Source organism: Portibacter marinus (genome assembly GCF_021533195.1).
Classification (GTDB): domain Bacteria; phylum Bacteroidota; class Bacteroidia; order Chitinophagales; family Saprospiraceae; genus Portibacter; species Portibacter marinus.
The window spans coordinates 1-3,229 of the sequence record NZ_JAJNKB010000039.1; the positions used below are offsets into that span (position 1 = coordinate 1).

Below are 3,229 nucleotides of genomic sequence, written 5' to 3' on the forward strand. Positions count from 1 at the left end.
TCCTTTAGAGCTTCTAAAACTACCTTTGTTTTAAACTCAGGTGTAAACTTTCTTCTTGTCATTTTTCTCACAATTTAGTTATTAACAATTATTTATAAAAGTTGTCCTAAATTGTAGGGGCACATCATTTAAATGTCATCATGAGTAGCAAAATAGAATCGGTTTAGGGAGAGAAAGGTAATGTTTCAACAATAGAACTTGAACAGCAAAGCAAGATATTAGGGAAACATTATCCATAGTAGTGCACTTTGATTCATTATTTTAGAATTGTTTATAACAGTTCAATAAAAATAAAACAGTAGTGTAGGGGGTGTTTGAAAAATCTTTCTACGTGCGGGGGGCATATGGAACCTTAGACCTCTGTAAAAATCGTCTATATTAAATCATAGACGAAAACAACATAAGCTGTACTTAATAATCTCCGCGAGATTACATCAAAATGTCTAATTGACGTTAAATTATTTTTAGCTTACTATGAATCAACTTTTCCATTGATGAATCAGATAATTAAATAAAGATCTTTTAGGCTCGCTAAGATTTTGTTTTTGTTTTTGCACCGGTATTTTATATGTTTCGATTGAGGAACGTCATTTTTATATCCATATTTATAAATTCTAATAGAGCTCATTCAAATACTTTAAAATAAGTAGCAAAGACTGAAGTTTTCCGTCTTTTTGAAGCACTTGATTAAAATTTTACTTAGACCAAAAATTCAAATTATTATTGAATTGGTTTTCGGTAAGCTTATATTTCGAGATCACTATTACTTAAATAAGATCATCAAGAGTGCTCTATTTGGCATATACAAATGAGTCCTAACGGTTCTGCCATAAGCTGAGGAATGACGAAGGAACTCTTCAGTCTTCATGGCCTGTTATCGATAGTAACCTAATATTTACTTTTCGAATATCCTGCAATTAAAAACCCAAAGTTAAGGACACCTAAAATCGATTCCAGACCAAAGAGTAGTTTTGGAGTCTCACTAAAAGATGTAGTATCTGCTCCTAGTGTTGTAAAAGTGACTAGGCTTAGATAGAGACATTCAAGGAAACTGTTTTCGACCAAGGATTTACCTTCAAACATTTTGCTTTCGCAAATATAAAATACAAGAGCAAAAGTTACAATTATGATTATACTGTAGTACAAAATAAATTGTGGCTTACTACCAAATTTCCAATAATATTTATTAACGAATCCTGTAAGCCATTTTAAGGTTGAATATCTGAAAGAATAACCTCGAATCTTTTCAGATTCTTCTAAAATATGATTTTCATATGCTAAATCATCATCACCTTGACTATTGTATTGATACTTTAATAATCTATATGTTGATGTTAAGTTGTTACCCTCATAATGAATGGTATCGGCTCTAACACCATCGAAAATTACATTCTTTACGTATGGCTCGAATTTACCACCATGAATACCAATAGCTTTCAACATTGAATTTTCTATAAATCCGTTAACTTCTGTATTAATAAATTTCCAACTAATTAAACTAGAATCTTTAATTTTAATATTACAAATCTTTGAAAAAAAATACCAATGGAAATAAACCTGTATGTTAGATAAAGAAAGATTATCAGCAAAGCAAAAATGAAATTCCAGAGAAGATTGTAAAACTATATTTTCTGCTAACTCTAGATTTGAAAGGTTGGCAAACTCAATAAATTTAGGTTTAAGGAATTGGACTTTTGCATTCATATTTAACAATGCTAATCCTGAGTGAATTCTCACAATCTCATATTCGGTAGAGGGAGCAGAAATTCCTGTAAGACCTACCAAATTTATATTTAACTTTTTAACTTTTCTTACCCATTCCAGAAATGGAACAAATGAATTGTAACGTTCAAAAGTTTCAGTTTTTCCATCACGCTCGTAAGTTGGATTTAGAACATCCTCAGAAATAATGTATCTAACTTCAGCGCCGGCTATAGTTTGCTTATAATAATACTTTCTTCTATCTTTTTCTTCAGGATGTTTGTCTTCCAAAAATGGTGATAGTTTCATTACTTTTAAAAAATCATATCTGGTGATGCCATTCTCGTATTTCCATTCTTTAAAATATTGGAGATTTTCTTCAAAATGCTTAATTATTCGAGGAAGATCGTATTTAGCTCTCCATTTGAGGAAATTTATCTCACTTAAAGACCATAACTCTTGAACAGATAATTGAGAATTTGAAATGATACTCTCGTATTCTATCCTATTATATTCCTCTAATCGTTTTTGTTTCTCTTGGAATGTATTCATAGTTTTATTATCAATAACGGTTTTGTGACATCCAGAGTCCGAGCGATAGCGAAGGATTATGAGATGTCACTTGTTATAGGCTGGCTTTTACTTGTTGCGACTCTTGTAGATCTTCTTCCAAATCTTCATAGTAGGTATCTATAGTTGATTCCATCTTGAGAAAATCTGCAATCATGTCATTCTTACAAATCCAGTTGGTGAAAAGCCTAAACTCTTCGCAAAAGTTGTTTGTCATAGTTTCCAAGTCTGGTATCAGAATAACAACATTTGTCTTTTTCGCAATTGTGTTATATAGTTCCTTATTATTCTTATCACCTTGATAGAACTTCTCAATTTTATTAGAGTCAAAAATGATAGAATCTGTAGGAATCTTGGCGTAATCTGTCTCATAGAAATAAGATGGGTGGTGACTAAATTGGAATGCTTTAGGATGCTTAATAAAATTCGCCCATCTCTTTATTCGCTTATTCTCTACGAAATTTTGTTCAAAGAACATTTTAATCATCTTGTTCTGTCCTTTTGGATTTACAAGTTCAAAAATCTCATATATTCTTTCTACATTTTGATATAGCCAAAATAAGTATGTCTTAAAATAAAATTCTTCAGTTAAGTCTTTTGCTACTAAGTCCTTAAAATTTTTGTAGATAGTCTGATGAATGTCTACGAATTGGCAACCTAAACAGTTATGTTCATCTTTTTCAGCGTCTACAAGTTTATTAAATATTTTACAAGCCTCCCAATCATCAGCACTTGGGCCATTAAGTAATTTCCTATAAATAATATCGCAGCAATTTTTATTAATTTGTTCTAGATTAGCCATTTCTCAGTGTTATTTTTTATTGTGCTCTTTTGAAGTTCCCCCCGAAAACTAGACAGTGAATATAGTTTGATTACAAACCATTAAATTTACTGTTATGAGTAGAAAAAAGTACACCAGCAAATTCAAGACAGATGTCGTATTGGAGGCCTTAAAGGA

The 3,229-nt window shown here is 31.0% G+C and carries 2 protein-coding genes; both read right to left on the minus strand.

Annotated features, from left to right (window positions below; translation table 11 throughout):
* Positions 1 to 888 precede the first annotated feature (888 nt).
* Complete coding sequence (locus L2567_RS20705) at positions 889 to 2,253, minus strand: potassium channel family protein (RefSeq protein ID WP_235299774.1); 1,365 nt, start codon at positions 2,251 to 2,253, stop codon at positions 889 to 891.
* A 73-nt stretch (positions 2,254 to 2,326) separates the two neighbouring features.
* The gene (locus L2567_RS20710) at positions 2,327 to 3,073 is read right to left on the minus strand and encodes a hypothetical protein (protein WP_235299775.1); all 747 of its coding nucleotides are present in this window, start codon (positions 3,071 to 3,073) and stop codon (positions 2,327 to 2,329) included.
* Positions 3,074 to 3,229 lie beyond the last annotated feature (156 nt).

Coding starts and splice junctions, on each gene's coding strand:
- L2567_RS20705 (WP_235299774.1), bottom strand. CDS start 2,253: ATGAATACATTCCAAGAGAAACAAAAACGATTAGAGGAATATAATAGG.
- L2567_RS20710 (WP_235299775.1), bottom strand. CDS start 3,073: ATGGCTAATCTAGAACAAATTAATAAAAATTGCTGCGATATTATTTAT.